At 72.5% G+C, this 19,485-nt stretch carries 12 protein-coding genes; 9 read left to right on the top strand and 3 right to left on the bottom strand.

Annotation, left to right across the window (positions count from 1 at the left end; translation table 11 throughout):
* Positions 1–5: 5 nt before the first annotated feature.
* Together A3IC_RS71265 and moeZ are read left to right on the top strand one after the other, a co-directional pair.
* Complete coding sequence (locus A3IC_RS71265; protein ID WP_079026638.1) at positions 6–1,910, top strand: DUF3152 domain-containing protein; 1,905 nt, start codon at positions 6–8, stop codon at positions 1,908–1,910.
* A gap of 157 nt (positions 1,911–2,067) precedes the next feature.
* The gene (gene moeZ, locus A3IC_RS0123905) at positions 2,068–3,249 is read left to right on the top strand and encodes an adenylyltransferase/sulfurtransferase MoeZ (RefSeq protein ID WP_020552590.1); all 1,182 of its coding nucleotides are present in this window, start codon (positions 2,068–2,070) and stop codon (positions 3,247–3,249) included.
* A 137-nt stretch (positions 3,250–3,386) separates the two neighbouring features.
* On the opposite strand, the gene A3IC_RS0123900 is transcribed toward moeZ, so the two are convergent.
* Positions 3,387–5,729: a lysylphosphatidylglycerol synthase transmembrane domain-containing protein gene (locus A3IC_RS0123900; RefSeq protein ID WP_020552589.1), complete on the bottom strand. Its 2,343-nt coding sequence runs from the start codon at positions 5,727–5,729 to the stop codon at positions 3,387–3,389.
* Between the two features lie 214 nt (positions 5,730–5,943).
* Here A3IC_RS0123900 and A3IC_RS0123895 point away from each other — a divergent pair, with 214 nt between their 5' ends.
* The 5 genes from A3IC_RS0123895 to A3IC_RS56225 all read left to right on the top strand — a co-directional run bounded on the left by A3IC_RS0123895 (position 5,944) and on the right by A3IC_RS56225 (position 15,684).
* On the top strand, positions 5,944–6,288 hold the full coding sequence (locus A3IC_RS0123895) for an MGMT family protein (protein ID WP_020552588.1): 345 nt from the start codon (positions 5,944–5,946) through the stop codon (positions 6,286–6,288).
* Between the two features lie 240 nt (positions 6,289–6,528).
* Complete coding sequence (locus tag A3IC_RS0123890; RefSeq protein ID WP_020552587.1) at positions 6,529–9,774, top strand: ATP-dependent helicase; 3,246 nt, start codon at positions 6,529–6,531, stop codon at positions 9,772–9,774.
* Positions 9,775–9,914: 140 nt separating this feature from the next.
* Positions 9,915–10,628: a hypothetical protein gene (locus A3IC_RS0123885; protein ID WP_158696076.1), complete on the top strand. Its 714-nt coding sequence runs from the start codon at positions 9,915–9,917 to the stop codon at positions 10,626–10,628.
* A gap of 133 nt (positions 10,629–10,761) precedes the next feature.
* Positions 10,762–14,406: an ATP-dependent helicase gene (locus A3IC_RS0123880; RefSeq protein ID WP_020552585.1), complete on the top strand. Its 3,645-nt coding sequence runs from the start codon at positions 10,762–10,764 to the stop codon at positions 14,404–14,406.
* A 117-nt stretch (positions 14,407–14,523) separates the two neighbouring features.
* On the top strand, positions 14,524–15,684 hold the full coding sequence (locus tag A3IC_RS56225) for a PP2C family protein-serine/threonine phosphatase (RefSeq protein ID WP_020552584.1): 1,161 nt from the start codon (positions 14,524–14,526) through the stop codon (positions 15,682–15,684).
* Positions 15,685–15,699: 15 nt separating this feature from the next.
* Here A3IC_RS56225 and A3IC_RS0123870 read toward each other — a convergent pair whose 3' ends face one another.
* Complete coding sequence (locus tag A3IC_RS0123870; protein WP_106668995.1) at positions 15,700–16,548, bottom strand: endonuclease/exonuclease/phosphatase family protein; 849 nt, start codon at positions 16,546–16,548, stop codon at positions 15,700–15,702.
* Positions 16,549–16,656: 108 nt separating this feature from the next.
* On the opposite strand from A3IC_RS0123870, the gene A3IC_RS0123865 reads away from it, so the two are divergent.
* Positions 16,657–18,075 carry a dipeptidase gene (locus A3IC_RS0123865; protein WP_026218653.1) on the top strand — a complete coding sequence of 473 codons (1,419 nt, stop codon included), beginning with the start codon at positions 16,657–16,659 and terminating at the stop codon, positions 18,073–18,075.
* Positions 18,072–18,992, top strand: coding sequence for an NAD(+) diphosphatase (gene nudC / locus A3IC_RS0123860; RefSeq protein ID WP_020552581.1), 921 nt, complete (start codon positions 18,072–18,074; stop codon positions 18,990–18,992). The genes A3IC_RS0123865 and nudC overlap by 4 nt, the downstream gene beginning before the upstream one ends.
* A 73-nt stretch (positions 18,993–19,065) precedes the next feature.
* Here the strand turns inward: nudC and A3IC_RS0123855 are convergent, their stop codons facing one another.
* The gene (locus A3IC_RS0123855) at positions 19,066–19,335 is read right to left on the bottom strand and encodes a mycoredoxin (protein WP_026218652.1); all 270 of its coding nucleotides are present in this window, start codon (positions 19,333–19,335) and stop codon (positions 19,066–19,068) included.
* Positions 19,336–19,485 lie beyond the last annotated feature (150 nt).

The raw sequence follows: 19,485 nt of genomic DNA, 5'->3' as shown, positions 1-19,485 counted from the left end.
GACTCATGGGACGTCACTCGGGAACGCAGACGAGCGTGCAGTACGGCGGAGAGGGCCTGCCGGACGACGCGCTCTCGGGCGGCTACGCGGCGGTGCCGCAACAGGCCGCGTACGGGCAGGTGCACGACGACGGCTACGGCGGCGGCTGGACCGACACCTCGTACGGTGGCGGCTATCCCGAGCAGGACACCGGCTACCACGGCTACCCCGTGGACCCCGGCTACGGCGCCTACCCGGCCGCGCAGCAACACACCGGGAGCCACGGGTACGACGGCGGGCAACAGCACGGCTGGGAGCACCCCGCGCCCGAGGTCGGCTCCGGCACCTGGTCGGTGACCGGGACGATGCCCGGCGAGCCCGCGCACTGGGACGACCCGCTGGAGCCGTACGGCGCGCAGGCCGGCACGGTCGGCCACGTCCCGGACGCCTTCCGCACCGACACCATGGGCACCGACACGTTCGGTGTCGACGCCTTCGGCACGGGCGCCCTGCACACCGGCTCGTTCGTCACCGGCTCGTTCGGCACGGAAGCCTTCGGCACGGACACCTTCGGCGCGGATGCCTATGCCACCGGCGGCTACCCGGCGACGAGCGCGGCGAACGACCTGTACGCCGCGGACGGCTATCCCAGCGGGATGCACGCGACCATCGAGCCGCCCGCCGCGCCGACGTACGACACCACCACGTTCGAGCCGCAGAGCTTCGTCGGCTACGGCTACGACGCCTCGGGCGGCTACCCGGCGGTGGTTCCGATGGAGGATCCGCTCGCGGACGCGCTGTACGAACTGCCCGCCGAGCCGGAGCCGGCGATTCGTCCCGGGGCCGGGCAGTACCCGATGGAGTCCGAGCCGTGGGTCGCGTCCGCCCCCGAACTCGACCTGGAAGAACTCTCGTTCGCGACCGAGCCGACCGACGACCACCCGGGCCCCGGGCACTCGGCCAAGGAGACGGAGCACGGCTTCGAGCCGGATACCGGGAGCATCCCGCCCCGGGGACGCGCGCAGAGCCGGAAGGCGAACCGGCCCGCGCCGCGCAAGGGGCGGCGCACCCTGGTCGCGGCGAGCGGCGCGGTGGTCACCGGTGCGGTGCTCGCCGGCGCGGTCGTGCTCCAGATGCCCGACGAGGGCTCCTCCAGCCAGGCGGCCGGCGACGACCAGGCCACGCCGGGCGGTGCCACCAGGCCCACCGACCAGGCCGCGTCGCGCTCCTCGGACCGGGACCCGGTCACCCAGGGTGGCGCCTCCTCGCTGCCGCTGCCGACGCCCGCGTCGCCGGTCACCACCGACCAGCTGACCCTGCGCTTCCCGCTCGACCCCAAGCTCGGCCTGAGCGGCAAGTTCGAGACGGTGTCCGGCAAGGAGGCCGCGCCCGGCCCCGGCCGCAAGTACACGTACGCGGTGGAGATCGAACAGGGCCTTCAGTTGGACGGCGAACTGTTCGCCACGACGGTGCAGAAGACCCTGAACGACAAGCGCAGTTGGGCCAGCGGCGGGCTCACCTTCGAGCGCACCGACAACTCCCCGAAGGCGGACTTCGTGGTGCGCCTGGCCAGTCCGGAATCGGTGCACAAGGCCTGCACCCCGATCGTGGGCGACACCAGCACGGACAACGTCTCGTGCGACGCGTACGGCACTCGCTACGTGATGATCAACGCTTGGCGCTGGGCCCAGGGTTCGACCGCCTACGGCGACGACATCGTCGGCTACCGGCAGATGTTGATCAACCACGAGGTCGGCCACCGGCTCGGGCACAATCACGAGAAGTCCTGTGGCGCGGGCGGCATCGGAGCGGGCCTCGCCCCGGTGATGATGCAGCAGACCAAGACCCGGGTCGCGAGCGAAGGCGCGATGAAGGGCGAGACCTGCGAGGCCAACCCGTGGCCGTACCCGTCGGGCAAGCTCACCAAGTAGGACGGATCCGCGCCCGCCGGGCCGCCTCGAAGGCGCCCGGCGGCCCTCGCGCGCGCGAATCTCACGGACCGGACCCGGTGCCCGGGAATCGGGACGAGCGTGGCACTGTTGCGATAGGAAAAGAGCCGAGATAGACAGTCCGACCATCGGAGTTTCCGTGTCGCAGCTACCACCCCTGGTCGAGCCGGCCACCGAGCTGACCGTCGACGAGGTCCGTCGTTATTCGCGCCACCTGATCATCCCCGACGTCGGGATGGACGGGCAGAAGCGGCTGAAGAACGCCAAGGTGCTCTGTGTCGGCGCCGGTGGCCTGGGGTCCCCGGCGTTGATGTACCTCGCCGCGGCCGGTGTCGGCACGCTCGGCATCGTCGAGTTCGACACCGTGGACGAGTCCAACCTGCAGCGCCAGATCATCCACGGGCAAAGCGACATCGGGCGATCCAAGGCGGAGTCCGCGCGCGACTCGGTCAAGGAGATCAACCCGTACACCGAGGTCGTCCTGCACGAAGAGCGGCTCGAGGCCGACAACGTGATGGAGATCTTCGGGCAGTACGACCTGATCGTCGACGGCACGGACAACTTCGCCACCCGTTACCTGGTCAACGACGCCTGCGTGTTGTTGAACAAGCCGTACGTGTGGGGCTCGATCTACCGCTTCGACGGCCAGGCCAGCGTGTTCTGGTCCGAGCACGGCCCGTGCTACCGCTGCCTGTACCCGGAGCCCCCGCCGCCCGGGATGGTCCCCTCGTGCGCCGAGGGCGGCGTGCTCGGCGTGCTGTGCGCGTCGATCGGGTCGATCCAGGTCAACGAGGCGATCAAGCTGCTGATGGGCATCGGCGAGCCGCTGGTCGGCCGGCTGATGATCTACGACGCGCTGGAGATGACCTACCGCACGGTCAAGGTCCGCAAGGACCCCGAGTGCGCGGTCTGCGGCAAGAACCCGACGGTCACCGAGCTGATCGACTACGAGGCGTTCTGTGGTGTGGTGTCCGAGGAGGCCCAGGAGGCCGCGCTCGGTTCGACCATCACCCCGCGGCAGCTCAAGGAGTGGTTCGACGCCGGCGAGAACATCGATCTGATCGACGTTCGCGAGCCGGGCGAGTACGAGATCGTCAAGATCCCGGGTTCGCGGCTGATCCCCAAGAACGAGTTCCTGATGGGTCGCGCCCTGGAGGACCTGCCGCAGAACAAGCGGATCGTGCTCAACTGCAAGACCGGCGTGCGCTCGGCCGAGGTGCTGGCCGTGCTCAAGAGCGCGGGATTCGCCGACGCGGTCCACGTCGGTGGCGGCGTGATCGGGTGGGTCAACCAGATCGAACCGGAGAAGCCGGTCTACTAGGTTTCGGCGGCCGAAGGCCGGGCATCGACCCGGCCTTCGGCCGAGGTGTCCTCAAGCGCCGGGCGGGCCGATTCCTTCGGCCCGCCCGGCGCTTTCGGCTGTGGGAACGGCGCTGTCCTCGGCCCGCGCGATCGTGCTCAGATCGCCTGTTTGCGTTGCAGGTGGGCGAAGGCGAGCCAGCCCGGCAGGACCGGGAGCCAGAAGGTCAGGAAGCGGTAGAGCAGCACGGCCGCCGTCGCGGTCTCGAACGGCAGGCGCGCGGTGCTGGTCAGGCCCGCGATCAGGGCCGCCTCGACCGCGCCGATGCCGCCCGGAGTGGGTGCGGCCGAGCCGATCGCGTTGCCGGCCAGGAAGACCACCGCGATCGCGGCGAAGTTGGCCGAGCCGCCGAAGGCCCGCACGCTGGCGTCCAGGCACAGGATGAAGGACAGCGTCAGCAACACCGTGCCGCCCAGCCCGGCCGCGAGCTTGGTCGGCGTCTGGAGCACGTCCAGCAGCCGCGGCACGATGCCCGAGAACAGTTGCCGCAATTGCTTGACGATCCAGCGCCGCAGCGGCGGTACGGCCATCACCAACAGGCTCACCAGGGCCAGGATCAACAGACCCGCGATCACCGCGCCGGAGGGTGCGAAGGACGGCGTCTCGGCGGTACCGGCGATGTAGCCGAAGAACGCCAGCAGGCCGACGTGGAAGACCAGACCGCCCAACTGCGACACGCCCACGCTCGCGGCGGCCAGGGTGGGCGGGATGCCCGCTTTCTGTAGATAGCGCGTGTTCAGCGCGACACCGCTGACCGCCGGTGGCGCGACCAGCTTCACGAACGAACCGGCGAGCTGGACCATGGTGGTGCGAAACAGCGACAGCCGTTCCGGGACGAAGCCCAGCAGCATCAGCGCCGCGCACACGTAGCTGAGCGAGGAGGCCAGCAGGCCGATCGCCGCCCAGCCCCAGTTCGCGCTGTTGAAGATCTCGCCCAGGTCGACGTGGCTGAGCTGGGACAGCAGGAAGTAGCCCGCGAACGCGCCGGCGACCACGGTGACCAGGGTGCGGGCCCGGACCCGCTCCAGCCGGACCGGCTCGACCTCGGCCTGCGGGCGCAGCTCCAGGATCTGCTCGCGGATCCGGGAGAGCAGGTTCTTGTCCTTGCGCAGCACCGAGCGGGTGCTGCGGCTGAGCGCGACCTTTTGCAACAGCGGCAGGCAGGCCGCGACGGTGTCCGCGCCGAGTACCTCCGCAGCGGTGTGTACGGCGCGTTCCTCGCCCACCCGCAGTGCGACGGTGGTGAGCAGTTGCGCGGTGTCGATCCGCAGTGCCAGGTCGCCGGAGGCGATCTCGCCGGCCCGCAGGTCCATCAGCCACGGCTGGCCCGTGCCGTCCACCAGGATGCTCTCGGCCACCAGCCGCCGATGGGTGAGCCGATGCGCCTGGAGCAGGCCGAGCAGCTCCCACAGCCGGGCCAGGAGTTCGTCGGTGAGTTCGTCGTCGTCGAGGGTGTCGAGGGTACGGCCGGGCACGTGCGCGTAGGCGAGCAGCGCGGCGTCCGGGCCGACCTCGGTGGTGGCCACCAGGCGCGGCGCGCGCACGCCCGCATCGGCGCACGCGTACGCCATCAGCGACTCCTGCTCCAGCGCGCGGCGCGTGGACAGCACGGTGCGGCGCTGGGTGACCCCGCGCAGCACGAGTCGGCGGTAGAAGCGGTAGATCGCGCCGGACGCCTGCTGGTCGCGGTCGAGCACGGTCACGTCCAGCAGCCGCTCGTCGGCCAGCCGGACCGCGTAGCGGCGGGTCTCCTCGGGGCCGTCGTCGGTGCGTACGCAGGACAGCGCGACCAGGCCGAACCGGCGCAGCGCGGCGACCACCGACTCGGCCGGCGGCCGAGTGTTGGGCAGGCCGACCGCGTACAGCGTCGCGTAGGCGATGGTGCGGCCGAACAGCACGCTGGTGAGCAGCGCGACGGGCGTGGTGTAGCCGCCGACCAGGACGGTCGCCGCGTTCAGCAGGAGCAGCGTCCACACCACGAGTTGCCAGCGGGGGCGGCGGACCAGGCCGACCGCGGTGACGTAGGCGACGATCGGCGCGAGGTAGCCGTGCACCGGGTCGGTCCAGCCGCTTCGCGGCAGCGGCAGCGGGCGGGTCAGCGCGTCGCGCAGTGCCTCGGGGCCGGGGCCGGTGATCCACCAGTCCAGGCCGAGCGAGGCCAGGTAGGTCACCGCGGCGGCGATCACCCCGTCGGCGACCCGCAACCCGTCCCGGCTGATCAGGCGTTCGATCCCGTAGGCCACCGGGACCACGAGCACCGCGACGGCGAACACCCCGCCGGAGAGGTTGAGCAGCAGGTGCGGCGTGCTGTTCTGGGCGCCGCGGACGATGTCCGACTCCAGGCCCGAGGTGGTCTGTCGGGCGATGCTGGCCAAAAAGAAGACCACGCCGAGGGTGAGTACACCGAGCAGGACTCGGATCAAATCGGACGATCGGTGCACGCGCAGCGGTTGTGAGGGCTCGACTACGAGGGCGCGCCCGTTCCCGGGGGCACCCGTTGCGATCGTTGCGTCATGGTCTCGTATCACCCGTCACCACCGCGTCGATGGTGCCACGACCCGCGCCCGGGATTGCGGCCGGCCGCGCCGAAGTGCGGGCGAAAGGTGTTCGGCCCGCGCCCGCCCTCGTGTCCGAGGACTCTGTCACCATGTCCGGATGAGTGACCCTAACCCCTTCGCCGAGCGGGTTCTCGACCTGGTCGAGCGCATCCCGCCCGGGCGGGTGATGGCCTATGGGGACGTCGCCGAGGCCCTCCAGGAAGGCGGACCCCGACAGGTCGGCCGCGTGATGGCGCTGTACGGCGGTGGGGTGCCGTGGTGGCGGGTGGTGCGCGCGGACGGCTCGTTGCCGCAGAGCCACGCGGTGCGCGCGCCCGGGCACTACCGGGCCGAGGGCACGCCGCTGCGTTCCGGCGGTGAGCGGGTGGACATGGGTCGGGCGCGTTGGGTGCCGGAGCCCGACGAGGTACCCGGCGACCGGGACATTCCGCCGAACCCCTGACCGTCGGGGGCGGGCCGAGCCACAGTGGACGCGCCCTGGTGCGACAGCGCGCTCCCGTGTGCCTGCGGGGCGATCGGGCCGGGTGTGATCTGATGGGCATCGGCCGCGCCCTGCCGACCGGGGCGCGGCCGACCCACCCGGATCGACCCACCGCGCCCGGGGCCGCGTGATCCGCTTGTCGCCGGCCCGGCCCGTGCACACCTCAGGATTCGACGGCGACCCGAAGGCACTCTCGGCCAGATGACCACCCCGACCCCGGCGTACCGCCTGCGGCGCACCCCCGTGGCCCCGCCCGCGCCCGTGATCCCCGACGACTACCAGCGCGCCGTCGTCGAGCACCGAGGCGGGCCGCTGCTCGTGCTGGCCGGTCCCGGCACCGGAAAGACCACCGTGCTCGTGGAGGCGGTCGCGGAGCGGGTGGCGCGCGGGATCCGGCCGGAGGAGATCCTGGTCCTGACCTTCGGCCGCAAGGCGGCGGGCGAACTGCGCGACCGGCTGACCGCGCGGCTGCGCGCCGCCGGGGCGCGCACCGCGGCGGTGCCGACCGCGACCACGTTCCACTCGTTTTGCTACGCGCTGGTGCGCGAGCACCAACCGGCCGAGTTGTTCAGCTATCCGCTGCGCCTGCTCACCGGTCCCGAGCAGGACGTGTTCGTTCGTGAACTGCTCGCGGGCGGGGTCGAGGAGGGCAGCCAGAGCTGGCCCGCCGAGTTGCGCGCGGCGGTGGGCACCCGGGGATTCGCGGACGAGGTGCGCGCGGTGATCGCCCGCAGCCGTGAACTCGGGCTCGACCCGGACGCGCTGGCCCGGTTCGCCCAGGACACCGGGCGTCGGGACTGGCGGGCCGCGGCCGACTTCCTCGCCGAGTACCTGGACGTGATCGACGCGCAGGGCGTGGTCGACTACGCCGAACTGGTGCACCGCGCGGTGCTGCTGGCCGAACGGCCGGAGACCGCACAGGTGTTGCGCGGGCGCTACAAGGCGGTGTTCGTCGACGAGTACCAGGACACCGACCCGGCGCAGGTGCGGCTGCTGGCGGCGCTGGCCGGGGACGGTCGGGACCTGATCGCGGTGGGCGACCCGGACCAGTCGATCTACGCGTTCCGCGGCGCCGACGTGAACGGCATCCTCGACTTCCCGCACCGCTTCCCGCGGGCCGACGGCGAGCCCGCCGACATCGTCGTGCTGCGCACCTCGCGCCGGGCACCGGCCGGCTTGCTGGCCGCGTCGCGGGTGGTCACCCAGCGCATGCCGCTGAGCCGGTTGCCCGGCGACCGGGTACGCGCGCACCGCGAGCTGATCCCGTCGGTGTCGGGGGCCGAGGACCCGAGCCGGGTCGAGGTGTACACGTATCCCACGCCCGGCGCCGAGCTGGACAACACCGCCGACATCCTGCGCCGCGCGCACCTGGAGGACGGGGTGCCGTGGGGGCAGATGGCCGTGCTGGTGCGCTCCGGCGCGCGTTCGATCCCGGGCCTGCGGCGGGCGCTGTCGGCCGCCGGGGTGCCGCTGGAGATCGCCGGCGACGAGTTGCCGATCGCCGCCGAGCAGGCGGTGTCGCCGCTGTTGACCGCGCTGCACGTGGCGGCGGAGCCGAGCGTGCTGGACGCGGAGACCGCGCGCGCGTTGTTGCAGTCCCCCTTGGGTGGCCTGGACGCGGGCGATCTGCGGCTGCTGGGGCGGGCGTTGCGGGCCGAGGAGCGGGCCGCGTCGGGTGCGGCGGTGACCGGCACCCGGCCTTCGGCCGAGCTGATCCGGGACGCGCTGGCCGAGCCGGGACAGTTGGTCGGGATAGAACAGCGGGTCGGCGGTGGGGCGTTGCGCCTGGGCATGCTGATTCGCAAGGCGCGCGACGTGCTGGCGGGCGGCGGGAGCACCGAGGACGCGCTGTGGGAGTTGTGGCAGGGCACGCCGTGGCCGGGGCGGCTGGAGCGGGCGGTGTTGCGCGGCGGTACCGCCGGGCGCAACGCGGACCGCGACCTGGACGCGGTGGTGGCGCTGTTCGAGGTGGCCGCCAAGGCCGAGGAGCGAGCCGGCCACCGGGGCGCGCTGAACTTCCTGGCCGAGCTCAAGGCCCAGCAGATCCCGGGCGACCGGCTCGACGACAGCGCGCTGCGCGGTGAGTCGGTGCGGTTGCTGACCGCGCACCGGGCCAAGGGACTGCAGTGGCGCCTGGTGGTGGTGCACGGGGTGCAGGAGGGCCTGTGGCCGGACCTGCGCCGCCGCGGCTCGCTGCTGGAGGCGGACCGGATCGGCTCGGACGGACTGGCCGAGCCGCTGTCGCCGGGCGCCCTGTTGGCCGAGGAGCGGCGGTTGTTCTACGTCGCGGTCACCCGGGCGAAGGAGCGGCTGGTGGTGACCGCGGTCGACTCCAGCTACGACGACGGCGATCAGCCCTCGCGGTTCCTGGAGGAGCTGGGCGTGCCGCCGGTGGAGGTCAAGGAGCGGCCCAGGCGTCCGCTGTCCACCTCCGCGCTGGTGGCCGAGCTGCGTTCGGCGGCGGTGGATCCGTTGGCTCCGGCCGTGCTGCGCCGGGCCGCCGCGCGCCGGTTGGCCGCGCTCGCGGACCTGCGTGACGACGAGGGGCATGCGCTGGTGCCGGCCGCGCACCCGGACCGGTGGTGGGGGCTGGTGGAGCCGACCGATCCCGGGGTGCCGATCCGGGATCCGGGCAGCGCGGTGCGGCTGTCCGGCAGTTCGGTGGCCAAGGTGCGCGACTGCGCGCTGAGCTGGTTCCTGGGCAGCGAGGTGCACGCGGATTCGCCGCGTTCGGCGGCGCTGGGCTTCGGCAACGTGGTGCACGCGCTCGCGGACGAGGTGGGCACGGGCGCCACCTCGGCGGAGTTGCCGGTGCTGATGGACCGGCTGGATCGGGTGTGGGACGCGTTGGCGTTCGACGCGCCGTGGCAGTCCGAGCAGCAGAAGGACGAGGCCAGGACCGCCCTGGAACGGTTCCTGTCCTGGCACACCCACGAGCGGCACCGGGTGGTCGCGGCGACCGAGCACGGCTTCGAGGTCGAGCTCACCGCGGGCGAGTACCGGGTGCAGATCCGGGGGTCGATGGACCGGGTGGAGCGCGGCGAGGACGGGCTCGCCTACGTGGTGGACTTCAAGACCGGCCGCCGGCCGCCGACGCGGAGCGAGATCGAGGAGCATCCGCAGCTCGCGGTGTACCAGGTCGCGGTCGCGGCCGGCGCGCTCGACGAGGTGCCCGGTTTCGAGGGCGGCCGGCCTGCTTCCGGCGGCGCCGAGCTGATCCAGTTGCGCTCGGCCGACAAGGGCGACGCCGGGCAGCCGCTGGTGCTGGCCCAGGACCCGCCGCTGCCCGGCCCGGACGGCGGGACGTGGGTGGGCGGCCTGCTCGCCGACGTGGCCGGCCGCATCCTCGGCGAGCGTTTCACCCCGAGCACGGGCTCGCACTGTGACCGGTGCGACTTCCGCAGGTGTTGCAGCGCGCGTCCGGAGGGACGGATGACGGTCGACTAGTCGGTGCCCCCGGCTGATTCCGGCGTGTCCTTCGGTCGGCATTTCCCCGCAAAACCGTCGTTATCAGGGCGGTTGATCATGCGTTTTTTGCCATAGCCATACTCAATGCAAGCAACTCCAGTCCCCAATCAAGGAGTTTCGTGCGCATTTCACGCATGGCCATGATCGTTCCCGTCGTTGCCCTCGCCTTCGCCGGGCTGACCGCCTGTGGCGGCTCGGACGAGAAGTCGAACGCCGGCACCGACGCCAAGGTGTTGGCCGACGAGGCGCAGAAGCTGCTCAAGTCGGTGGCCGACTACAAGATGGTCGGCGGCGGGCAGGACGAGGAGACCAAGATCGAGTGGGACCTGTGCATCCGCAACGGTGTGGACGTGCAGGGCAAGATGGTCATCGACGGCAACCCGGTCGAGATGATCATCGTCGGCAAGGACCAGTACATGAAGGCCGACGCGGCGTTCTGGAAGAAGTCGATGGGGGAGAGCGTCCCGCCCGCCGTCCTGGACCAGGTCGTGGCGAAGCTGGCCGGCAAGTACATGAAGACCCCGGTCGACGACGACGACTCGTTCGGCAACATGACCGACTTCTTCGACGGCTCCACCGACGGGGTGACCAAGGGTGAGCCGGTCAAGATCGACGGCGTGAAGGTGATCCCGCTCAGCAAGAAGGACGACGAGGGCGAGACGACCACCCTCTTCGTGCAGGAGAAGGGCAAGCCCTACCCGTTCATGATCAAGTCGGAGGGCAAGGGCAACGCCACGGTGAAGTTCACCAAGGGCAAGGCCAAGTGCCTGCCCGTCGCGCCCGCCGAGTCGGTGACCAAGGAAGACTTCAAGGGCGGGTTCCAGGACGCCTGATCGGGACACCCGATTCGAGTGCCCGATCCACCGCACGGCACCGCCCCGCACCGCAACCGTCCCTGTCGCCGTGCGGGGCGGTGCCGTGGCCGGCCACGTTCACGTGTCCGGCCACGGCACTACTGTTCCTCCGGTGCACGCCGTACTGACCGACCCGGACGACCTGTGTCGCCTCCTCGGGATCCCCTTCACGCCCGAGCAGCTGGACGCCGTGCTCGCACCGCTGAGCCCCGGGGTGATCGTGGCCGGCGCCGGATCCGGCAAGACCACGGTGATGACCGCCCGCGTGGTGTGGCTGGTGGGAACCGGCGCGGTACGCCCCGACCAGGTGCTCGGCCTCACCTTCACCAACAAGGCGGCCGGCGAGCTCGCGCAGCGGGTGCGCAAGGCGATCGGACAACTGCGCGGCGGCGAGATCCCGGCCGACGAGGACGCGGGCGAGCCGACCGTGTCCACCTATCACGCGTTCGCGGGCCGGCTGCTCCAGGAGCACGGCCTGCGGATCGGGCTGGAACCCTCCGCCCGGCTGCTCGCCGACGCGACCCGCTACCAGCTCGCGGCCCGGGCCGCCCGCACCGCACGCGGTCCCTTCCCCACGCTGACCGGCCGGCTGCCGGACGTGGTGGCCTCGGTCCTGCACCTGGGCGGTGAACTCGCCGAACACCTGGTGTTCCCCGAGCGGCTCCAGGAATGGGACCGGGCCTTCGTCGCCGACGTCGAGGCCGCCGCCAAGCCCTCCGCCGCCGCCCGCAAGGCCGCCGAAGCGGCCCGGAACCGGCTCGACCTGACCCGCCTGGTGGATGCGTACGGGCACGCCAAGAGCAGCCGCGACCTGCTCGACTTCGGCGACCAGATCGCCTACGCGGCCCGGATCGCGGGGGAGCGGCCCGAGGTCGGCGAGATCCTGCGGGACACCTACCGGGTCGTGCTCCTGGACGAGTACCAGGACACCTCGGTGGCCCAACGCGTGCTGCTACAGGGGCTGTTCGGGCACGGCCACCCGGTCACCGCGGTCGGCGACCCGTGCCAGGCCATCTACGGCTGGCGCGGCGCCTCGGTCGCCAACATCCACGACTTCCCGGTGCACTTCCCGGGCCGCGACGGCACCCCCGCGGCCCGCTACGCGCTGTCCGAGAACCGGCGCAGCGGCGGCCGCATCCTGGCCTTCGCCAACGACCTCTCGGCACCGCTGCGCACCCCCGAGAGCGGAGTGGAGGCGCTGCGCCCGGGCCCCGGCGCGGAACACGAGGGGTGGGCGGTCGCCGCGCTGCTGCCCACCCACGGTTCGGAGATCGACTGGCTCGCGGACCGGATCAAGACCGCGATCGACACCGTCCTGAACAAGAACGGCGACCCGATCACCCCCGGCGACGTCGCCGTGCTCGCGCGCACCGCGGCGGACTTCGCGGACATCCACGCGGCGCTGGTGCGGCGCGACATCCCGGTCGAGGTGGTCGGCCTGTCCGGGCTGCTGCACCTGCCCGAGGTGGCCGACCTGGTTGCCGTGTGCGAGGTGCTCGACGATCCCACCGCCAACTCCGCGCTGGTGCGCCTGCTGGCCGGGCCGCGCTGGCGGATCGGCCCGCGCGATCTGGCCCTGCTGGGTCGCCGAGCGGCCGAACTGGTCCGGGTCGACCGGGCCGGCGCCGACGACGCGGACGCGCGCCTGGAGGAGGCGGTGGCCGGGATCGACCCCACCGAGGTGGTCTCGCTCTCCGACGCGCTCGCCGACCCGGGCGAGGAGTACGCGTTCTCGGCCGAGGCGCGCCGCCGGTTCGCCCGGGTGGCCACCGAGATCCGCGACCTGCGCCGACACCTGGGCGAACCGCTGATGGACCTGCTGCACCGGGTGCTCGCCGGCACCGGTCTGGAGGTCGAGTTGTCCGCGTCGCCCGGCGCGTTGGCCGCCCGCCGCCGGGAGACGCTGCACGCCTTCCTGGATGTCGCGGCCGGTTTCGCCGACCTGGACGGCGACCCCTCGCTCACCGCGTTCCTCGCCTTCCTGCGCACCGCCGCCGAACACGACAAGGGCCTGGACGGCAGCCTGCCCACGGCCGGTGACTCGGTGAAGGTGCTCACCGCACACAAGTCCAAGGGCCTGGAGTGGGAGGTGGTCGCGGTCCCCGGGTTGATCGAGGGCGTCTTCCCGAGCGTGCGTACGCAGAGCAAGTGGATCACCAACGGCAAGGCGCTACCGCACCCGCTGCGCGGCGACGCCGCCGCGCTCGCGGTGTTGCCCGACCTGACGCCCAAGGGCTTCAAGGCCTTCGACGCCTCGATGCGCGAGCATCAGGCGACCGAGGAACTGCGCCTGGGCTACGTGACCTTCACCCGGCCCAAGCAGTTGCTGATCGCGTCCGGCCACTGGTGGGGACCCACCCAGAAGAAGCGGCGCGGCCCCTCCGAGTTCCTCAGCCGCCTGCGCGAGCACTGCCTGGCCGGCAACGGCACCGTCGAGGTCTGGACGCCCGAGCCCGCCGAACCGGTCAACCCGTATCTCGCGAACACCGTCGAGCACGCCTGGCCGCTGCCGCTGGACGCGACCGCGCTGATGGAGCGTCGCCGGGCGGCCGACGCGGTGCTCGCCGAGCTCGCCCGGCGCGAGGCCGCCCGGCGGGTCGACCACGCGGTGCAGCATCCTTCGGTCGAGGCCGAAACCGGGCCCGGGCGCGACCCTGAGCCTGGACGCGACGCCGGGTTCGGACGCGCGCCCGAGTCCGGGGCGGGGGCCGGGCACGGGTCGGAGCACACGTCCGAGCACGAGCACGGGTTCGCGCCCGAGTCCGAGCCCGAGCCCCAGCCCGAGCGCGAGTCCGGGTCCGGTTTCGGGCCGGCCGACGACGAGCAGGTGCCGGTCGAGGTCTACGACGCCCACGTCCCGGCGGACCCGGAGCAGGACGCGCCGCCGCCCGAGGACGATTTCGGGCCGCCCGACCACGAGCAGCCCGTGCCCGAGCACGACGACGCGCGCGAACACGAGGACCCGCGCGGGCACTCGGCCGAGGTTCGCGGCCCCTCCGACGAGGTGCGCGCCGGGCACCCCCCGGTCGAGGGCCCCGCGGCCGGCGCCGCCGTCGAGCCCACGCCGGACGAGCTGGCCCTGATCGAGTCGTGGGACCGCGACCTGGTCCGGTTGGCCGAGGAACTGCGCCGCGGCCGATCCGGGGTGCGCGAGGTGCCGCTGCCCCCGACGTTGTCCGCGTCCCAGATGTTGCGCCTGTCCAACGACCCGGACGGCCTCGCCCGCGAGCTGGCCCGACCGATGCCGCGTCCGCCCGCCCCCGCGGCCCGGCGCGGCACGCGCTTCCACGCGTGGGTCGAGTCGCTGTTCGGCGAGCGGCCGCTGCTCGAACCCGACGACCTGCCGGGCGCGGCCGACGAGGAGATCACCGACGAGGCCGACCTGCTCGCGCTCCAGGAGGCGTTCCTGCGCACGCCCTACGCGCAGCGCGCCCCGTACCGGGTGGAGGCACCCTTTCAGCTCTTCCTCGGTGGTCGGATCGTGCGCGGTCGAATCGACGCGGTCTACCGCGAGGGCGAGGGCTTCGAGGTGGTCGACTGGAAGACCAACCGGGTGCAGAACGCGGACCCGCTCCAGCTCGCGGTCTACCGGCTGGCCTGGGCCGAATACGCCGACGTGCCGATCGAGGACGTCTCGGCCGCGTTCTTGTACGTGCGGACGGGCGAACTCGTCCGGCCCAGGGGACTGCCGGGTCGCGACGAACTGGAACAGTTGTTCACGGAAGCCGACGAATCGGGTCCGGACCAAGGTCCTTGATCTCCGGGAAACACGGGCCGGGTGACGATGGGCCCGATGCGGCGTGTTTCCGACGCTCGTATCGTTTAGTCAGGATCGGCGGTACGGCGAACTTCGACGGGACGGGATACGGCACCGGTGCGCGGAACAGCACAAACGAGACGGGCACTGCGGCTCGTCGGCGTTGCGGGCGACCGTCCCCTGCTGCCCGCGATCGACCTGTTCCTGCGCCTGCTGCCGTTCCTGGTGATCCTCGCGGTCGTGGTGCTGGCCGCCGCGACGCCGGAGAACGTACACGTGGCACCGCTGCTCGCGGTCGCGCCCGCGCTGTCCGGACTCACCCAGACGGCCCCGCGCGGACCGCTGGTCACCGGTGCGGTCGCGGCCGTGGTGGCGGTGGCGCTGACCGCGGTCGGGCAGGGCCGAGGCGGTGGCGAGCCCTTCATCACGCTCGTCTCGATCGCGCTGGTGACCACCACCGCGTGGGCGGGCGTACATGTGCGGATGCGTCAGGAGCGCACCATCGAGGAGGTGCGCAGCGTCGCCGAGGCGGCCCAGGAGGTGCTGCTGCCCCAGGTCCCCAGGTCCATGGGTCCGCTCACCGTCGGCGTGCGCTACCGCGCGGCGGCGGCCGAGGCGCGGATCGGCGGGGACCTGTACGAGGTGGTGCCGACCCCGTTCGGCGTCCGGGTCGCGATCGGGGACGTGCGCGGCAAGGGGCTGGGCGCGGTGCGGACCGCCGCCGCGGTGCTCAGCGCGTTTCGCGAGGCCGCGTACGAGGAGCCGGACCTGCCGGGCGTGGCCCGACGGTTGTCGGCCAGTCTGGAGCGTCGGCTCGGCGAGGACGACGAGGAGTTCGTCACGCTGATCCTGCTCGGCTTCCCGAGCGAGAACGCCTGCGTGGACGTGCTCAATTGCGGGCATCCCGCGCCGCTGTTGCTGCGCGGGGTGGGCGCCGAGCCGCTGGAACCGCCGACTCCGACCCCGCCGCTGGGCATCGTGGATCTGCGCGAACTGGATCTGCCCGTGCTGCGGGTGCCGCTGTTGCCCGAGGACCGGTTGCTGCTCTACACCGACGGGATCATCGAGGCGCGCAACCCGGCCGGCGAGTTCTACCCGCTCCCGGACCGCGCGCCCGACAGCCTGCCCGGGGTCGAGGACACCCTGAACCGGCTGGAGGCCGACGTCCGGCGGCACGTGGGCCATCCGCTCCAGGACGACGCGGCGATGGTGCTGCTGCGCTACCGGCCCGTGGTCGCCCGGCAAGACGGGCTGCGCGGCGCGCAGCTGACCGCCTGAGGCCGCGAGGGCCGCTCAGCCGACCTTCAACTCCACCACGAGCGCGCAGTGGTCCGAGACGCCCAACCGGACCGCCTCGGTGCGTCGGACCGCCTCGGGACCGATGCCGTGTCCGAGCACGTGGTCGAACTGGACCCGCGGGTGATACGAGGGGTACGTGGGCACCCGGGCCAGCGAGCGCCAGCGCACCGCGCCCGCACCGCGCCGGCGCCGGCCGACCACCGCCTGCGGGATGCGTCCGGGCAGGTTGAAGTCGCCGAGCAGCAGTTGCGGGCCGGGCAGGTCGGCGGTGGAGCGGCGGATCCGGGCGAGCTGTGAGATGTTCCAGCCGGGTACGAAGGACAGGTGCGCCGCGAGCACGGTGAACGGCCCGTGCGGGCCCTCCACGACCGCCGCGAGTACACCTCGGGGCTCGTCCGGCACGCGGGTCAGACCGGGCCGCCCCTGCACCCGCAGCGGCAGGCTCAGCGGCGCGGCCGGGAAGCGCCGGACGCGCCAGTGCGAGACCGGCAGCCGGGACAGCAGCGCGATGCCGTACCCGGGCCCGCCCTCGCCCCGCTCGTCCGCCGCGTACACCCGTCGCTCGCCCGGCACCGGCTCGTCCTCGGTCCACCCCGACACCGGCGCCGGCACGCCGTGCACCGACGCCAGGAAGCGCCACTGCGACATGCCCAGCGCCTCGGCCGCGATCGCCGCCTGGTCCGCGCCACCCGAGCGCTCCTGATGCCGGTCGACCTCCTGGAGGGCGACGATGTCGGCGTCGAGGTCGGCCAACGCGGCGCGCAGCCGGTCCGGATCGGACTCGCCGTCGGCCAGATCCATGCCGTGCAGGAGATTGAAGGTCGCGATCCGCAACGTCGTCATCGACCGACGGTAACCCCACCGGGCCGGCCGGGGCGGTCCCGGCGCGGACCGATCGACGCTCCGGCACCACGCGCCGCCCGCCCGCGCGGCGGGCATATGGTCGAATCCATGAGCATCCCCGACCACGACATCTCCGCCTACGTGCACGCGCACGCCGCCGACTTCTTCGCCGACCTGCGCACCTGGCTGGCCATCCCCTCGATCTCCGGCGACCCGGCCGCGGCGGCCGACGTCGAGCGCAGCGCGTGGTGGCTGGGCGGCGCGTTGCGCGACGCCGGCTTCCCCACCGTCGAGGTGTGGGAGACGCGCGGGTTGCCGGCGGTGTTCGCCGAGTGGCCCTCGGCCGACCCGGACGCGCCCACCGTGCTGGTCTACGGGCACCACGACGTGCAGCCCGCGGCGCTCGCCGACGGCTGGAGCACGCCGCCGTTCGAGCCGACCGATCAGGGCGACCGGCTGTACGCACGCGGTGCGGCGGACGACAAGGGCCAGGTGCTCTTCCACCTGCTCGGGGTGCGGGCGCATCTGGCCGCGACCGGACGGGACAGCCCCGCGGTCAACCTCAAGCTGATCGTCGAGGGCGAGGAGGAGTCCGGCTCGGAGCACCTGCCGGCGCTGCTGCGCGAGCGCCGGGATCGCCTGGCGTGCGACGTCGTGGTGGTCTCCGACACCGGCATGTGGGGCGCGGACACACCCAGCACCTGCACCGGCATGCGCGGCCTGGCCGAGGTGCAGATCGACTTCTTCGGCCCCACCGCGGACATCCACTCCGGGTCCTTCGGCGGCGCGGTGCCCAACCCGGCCACCGCGCTCGCCAGGTTGATCGCCGCGCTGCACGACGAGGACGGCCACGTCACGATTCCCGGCTTCTACGACGGGGTCGGCGAACTGACGGACCGCGAGCGGGAGTTGTTCGGCAAGCTACCGTTCGACGAGGCCGCGTGGCTGGACAACGCCAAGTCCGCGGCGGCCGGCGGCGAGGCCGGCTACACCACGCTGGAACGGGTCTGGGCCCGTCCCACCGCCGAGGTCAACGGCATCTGGGGCGGCTACACCGGCCCCGGCCGCAAGACGATCGTGCCCGCCTCCGCACACGCCAAGGTCTCCTTCCGGCTGGTGGACCGGCAGGCCCCGGAGCACATCGAGCGGATCGTGCGCGCGTGGGTGGCCGGGCGGGTGCCCGCCGGGATCCGCTGCGAACTCGACTTCGGCACCGGCGTACGGCCGTGCCTGACGCCGTTGGACCATCCCGCGCTGCGCTCGGTGGCCCGCGCGCTCGGCCGCGCGTTCGACACGGAGATCCTGTACACCCGCGAGGGCGGCTCCGGGCCGGAGGCGGACCTGCAGGAGGTGCTGGGCGCACCGGTGGTCTTCCTGGGCGTCTCGCTGCCCGACGACGGCTGGCATTCGGTCGATGAGAAGGTGGAGAAGCCGCTGCTCCTCAAGGGCGCGGAGGCCGCCGCGTACCTCTGGACGGATCTCGCGGCGACCTGGCACGAAGCACGATCCGGGAGGGACGTCAGTTGATCCACCCCAAGCCTGTCGCCGGGCAGGCGCTGGCCCGAGCCACTCTCGACCGGGCGGCCGAACACCGCCTGGACCAGGTCTGGTTGGACCAGGCGTGGCGCAGGCCCGATACGCGCGTCCTGGTCCTGGCCCACGGCCGGACGCAGTGGACGGGCGACACCGGCGCGCCGCGTCTGGTCCTGGTCGAACCGGCCCGAGCACCCGCGGGCGAGCGCTACCTGCTCGGCGTCGACCCGGCCGGAGTGAGCTACTTCGCGGTCACGGTGGAGGAGTTGGCGGAGCCCGCGGCGGATGTGCGCGAGGGCACGCTGCGCGAACTCGGCACGCTGTTGGACGACCGGGACGCGGGACTGCTCGTACACGCCACCGGGCTGCACCACTGGCATCGCACCCACCGGTTCTGCGCGCGCTGTGGGCGGCCGAGCGAGATCGCCGCGGCCGGGCACGTGCGCCGCTGTCCGGCCTGCGGGACCGAGCACTATCCGCGCACCGATCCGGCGGTGATCATGCTGGTGCTGGACCGGGACGACCGGTGTCTGCTCGGCCGGCAGGCGAGTTGGCCGGACCGGCGGTTCTCCACCTTCGCCGGCTTCGTCGAGCCCGGCGAGTCGCTGGAGCAGGCCGTCGCGCGCGAACTGCACGAGGAGGTCGGGGTCGTCACCGCGTCCACCGAATACCACGCCAGCCAGCCGTGGCCGTTCCCCTCCAGCCTGATGCTGGGCTTCTTCGCCTATGCCGAGGACGACCGGGTGCGGGTGGACGGCGAGGAGATCTCCGAGGCGCACTGGTACTCGCGGACACAGCTCAAGGAGGCGATCGACACGGGTGAGGTGCTGCTGCCCGGGACGCTCTCCATCGCCCGATACCTGATCGAGAAGTGGTACGGCGAGACATTGGACGAGGGCAACCACTGGTAATCCCCGCCCGCACGTGCCGCGGCCCGCGACGGGAATGCGTCGCGGGCCGCGGCACTCGTCGGGTCGCTCGCGCTCAGGCGGCGAGCTCCGCGACGGCGGCCTTGACCTGGGCGAGGCTGGGGTTGGTCGCGGTCCACAGCGGTTCCCCGCCGTCCGGCGGCAGGATCACCAGCGTCGGCACCGTCTGGTTGCCGCCGTTCACACTCATCACGAAGTCGGCGGCCGCGGGGTCGTGCTCGATGTTCACCTCGGTGTAGGCGATGCCTTCGCGCTCCATCTGGCTCTTGAGCCGGCGGCAGTAGCCGCACCACGTCGTGCTGTACATCGTCACGGGGGCCGACATCGTCATGCACTCCTTTGTTCGCCCGGTCCGGGAACGGCTTTCGACACCGGCACAACGTGCGTGCGATCGGTTTGATTCCACACCGGTGCACGACCCGGGCGCCTGTGCACAACCGGCCTCGCGTCGCCGGGATGCCTGAGAGGATGGGTC

The sequence above is a fragment of the Embleya scabrispora DSM 41855 genome, assembly GCF_000372745.1.
GTDB lineage: Bacteria > Actinomycetota > Actinomycetes > Streptomycetales > Streptomycetaceae > Embleya > Embleya scabrispora.
This window is presented reverse-complemented; position numbering and strand designations above follow the sequence as displayed.

Coding starts and splice junctions, on each gene's coding strand:
- A3IC_RS0123855 (WP_026218652.1), bottom strand. CDS start 19,335: ATGTCGGCCCCCGTGACGATGTACAGCACGACGTGGTGCGGCTACTGC.
- A3IC_RS0123895 (WP_020552588.1), top strand. CDS start 5,944: ATGAGTGACCCTAACCCCTTCGCCGAGCGGGTTCTCGACCTGGTCGAG.
- A3IC_RS0123890 (WP_020552587.1), top strand. CDS start 6,529: ATGACCACCCCGACCCCGGCGTACCGCCTGCGGCGCACCCCCGTGGCC.
- A3IC_RS0123870 (WP_106668995.1), bottom strand. CDS start 16,548: ATGACGACGTTGCGGATCGCGACCTTCAATCTCCTGCACGGCATGGAT.
- A3IC_RS71265 (WP_079026638.1), top strand. CDS start 6: ATGGGACGTCACTCGGGAACGCAGACGAGCGTGCAGTACGGCGGAGAG.
- A3IC_RS0123865 (WP_026218653.1), top strand. CDS start 16,657: ATGAGCATCCCCGACCACGACATCTCCGCCTACGTGCACGCGCACGCC.